At 55.4% G+C, this 2,415-nt stretch carries 2 protein-coding genes; one reads left to right on the top strand and one right to left on the bottom strand.

All coding sequences use genetic code 11. The annotated features are described in order from the left end of the window. The coding region (locus tag NW856_RS05390; protein WP_414399439.1) for a class I SAM-dependent methyltransferase at positions 1–1,233 on the top strand (1,233 nt) is incomplete at its 5' end. Positions 1,234–1,269: 36 nt separating this feature from the next. Here NW856_RS05390 and NW856_RS05385 read toward each other — a convergent pair. After that, positions 1,270–2,139, bottom strand: a complete 870-nt coding sequence (locus tag NW856_RS05385; RefSeq protein WP_414399438.1) for a hypothetical protein — start codon at positions 2,137–2,139, stop codon at positions 1,270–1,272. Positions 2,140–2,415: the final 276 nt, after the last annotated feature.

The following is a 2,415-nucleotide window of genomic DNA, read 5'->3' as shown; positions in this document are numbered from 1 at the left end:
TCACCTGTGATCGCTCCTGAGCAACACCTACGCGACCCGAGTCTTTCTCTATCGACACCTCAGGCCACGCAGAAGTTGCGGGAGTTGATCGGCAGCCGCATTCGCGCTCAGGGACCGGTGACCTTTGCCCAGTTTATGGAGTGGGCTCTCTACGAGCCAGGGTTGGGCTATTACGAGCAGGGATCCCCGATTGGCCCCGACTACCTCACCTCTCCCCACCTGGCGGCGGACTTTGCCCAACTGTTGGCGGAGCAAATCCACCAGTTCTGGCACATTTTGGGATCCCCCTCTGCCTTCACGGTCATCGAGATGGGGGCAGGCAGCGGTCGCTTGGCCCAGGATTGGCTGACCTACGTGCGCTCCGCTAACCCCCCTTTTTGGCAGGCACTGGAATATGGGATCCTGGAGCGTTCTGCCCACCTGCGGCGGCTCCAACAGGAGCGATTGGCTCCTTTTGGGGAGAAGGTGCGCTGGTTGGATTGGGACGGGATCCCGGATGAGTCGGTCACAGGCTGTTTCTTCTCCAATGAGCTGGTGGATGCTTTTCCGGTGCATCGGGTGCAGGTACAGGATGGGGCTTTGCGGGAAATCTATGTCGATTGCAGCGAGGCTGCAGAAGCCAACTTCCGGGAAGTGCTGGGGGATCTGTCCACTCCTGAGCTGAGGGAGTATTTTGCCCGCTTGGGGATCCCTGTAGAAACCTATCCGTCGGGCTACCAAACCGAGGTGAACCTAAAAGCCTTGGAGTGGCTGCAGCTGCTGGCCCGCAAGCTCCGGCGAGGCTACGTGCTCACCATCGATTATGGCCACACCGCCCAGCGCTACTACAGCCCCCACCGCGCCCAAGGTACGCTCCTGGCCTATCGACAGCACGGCAGCTATACGGACCCCTATGTTCGGGTGGGATCCCAGGATCTCACCGCTCATGTGGACTTTACGACCCTAGAGCAAGTAGGAGAATCTCTGGGGCTAAGATGCCTGGGGTTCACCCGGCAGAGCAACTTTTTGGTGAACCTGGGATTGACCGAGCGGCTGGCTGCCCTCAGCCAAATGGGGAGCTCGGTTGGCGGCGAAGCTGTGGATGTGGGCCAAGTTTTGCGGCGGCGATCCGCTCTTCATGCGCTGCTGGATCCCATGGGGTTGGGGGGCTTTGGGGTATTGGTGCAGGCTAAGGGCCTGACCCCCTCAGAATATGCTCATCCTCTGCGGGGCTTTGGCGAGCCGGAGCCGTGAGCCATTTCGCTGCTATTGGGATTGAGATGTTCACTCCTACCAGCTGCTGTTGCCCTTCATCGATGCCAGCTCTGCCATTGCTTTGGCGCTATCTTCCAGGTTGTCGATTCGCTCCTCGAGGGTTGCAAAGACTTCGTCATATTTGTCGGCCCATGCGACGCCGGCGGCAGTTTTGGTCATGCGGGCCGAGCCAAGAGATACGTCTGAAGATCCTTTCGCGGGCATAGGTGACCGTTTAATGGAGTTACTAGAGCCTGTTGACCGACAAGCCTGGGTTAAGCGGGCAATATCTTGCTTGAGGAGATTCTGTTTTGATTGGAGTTGTTCTACCTTGGCTATGCCCTCCTTAAGGGACTGAATGAGTTTCTGTTCCTTGGCTTGTAAATCTCCAATCGAGGCTTTCAGACTTTGCTCTTCTGCGCGTAACTGAGAAAGCCGTTCTTTTTGAGATTGGATCTGGGTCTCTATCTCCTCAAAATGGAGCTGAGCAGTTTGAGCTTGCGAATGAGCATTCTCATGAGTTTTGGCAGCAGCTTTTCCATTCTGCTGGACTTTTGCCCAATCTTCAAGGGCAGCACGCAGGTTGGCCAGTTCGCTTTGCAGTTGCTGTAGGTCTGAAGGAGTGATTTCGTTTTGCTTCTGTCGATTTTCGAGGTGCTGCAGAAGCTGGATTTTGGCTTTGGCCTCGCTTCCAGATAGAGCAGAAGCCACATAGCCCGTCATCCCCGTGGCCAAACCTGCTGCTCCTGCCTGCCACAGGGATCCTCCCGCCCCAAGGCCACCAATAGCCACCGTAACTCCGGCCAACGCGGGAAAGGCAGTTATCCAAAGCTGGCGGCAGGAGAAAGGCAACATCATCGACCCCAGGGTGGAAGAGGAGATTGTCTTGAAGATTGTTTTGACCATAGGTAATGTTTGGGTAGGTTTTCTCTCACTCACAACTCCTCTTTTTTTAAGGAGAAAGGGGAGCTAGAACCAACACAAAGAACAAAGAACGCCTTAGAGACAATTTTACTGCACTATTTCACTGCACTTCATCACTGCACTTCAAGATGACTCTGGTGTACTGCTGAGGTTACAGTTCTTTACGCCATCCCTCCAGTATGGCCACAACTACAAGTCAATCGCCACTCTAAACCTGCAAGAGCCACTTCAGCTAGAAATTGCAGGAGCCCCGCACTG

The sequence above is a fragment of the Synechococcus sp. R3-13 genome, from assembly GCF_047462195.1.
GTDB lineage: Bacteria > Cyanobacteriota > Cyanobacteriia > Thermostichales > Thermostichaceae > Thermostichus.
Note: the sequence above shows the minus strand (reverse complement) of the source record. Positions and strands in the feature narration are given on the sequence as shown.

Bases quoted from the DNA above. Each gene is read 5' to 3' on its own strand.
- NW856_RS05385 (WP_414399438.1), bottom strand. From the start codon at position 2,139: ATGGTCAAAACAATCTTCAAGACAATCTCCTCTTCCACCCTGGGGTCG.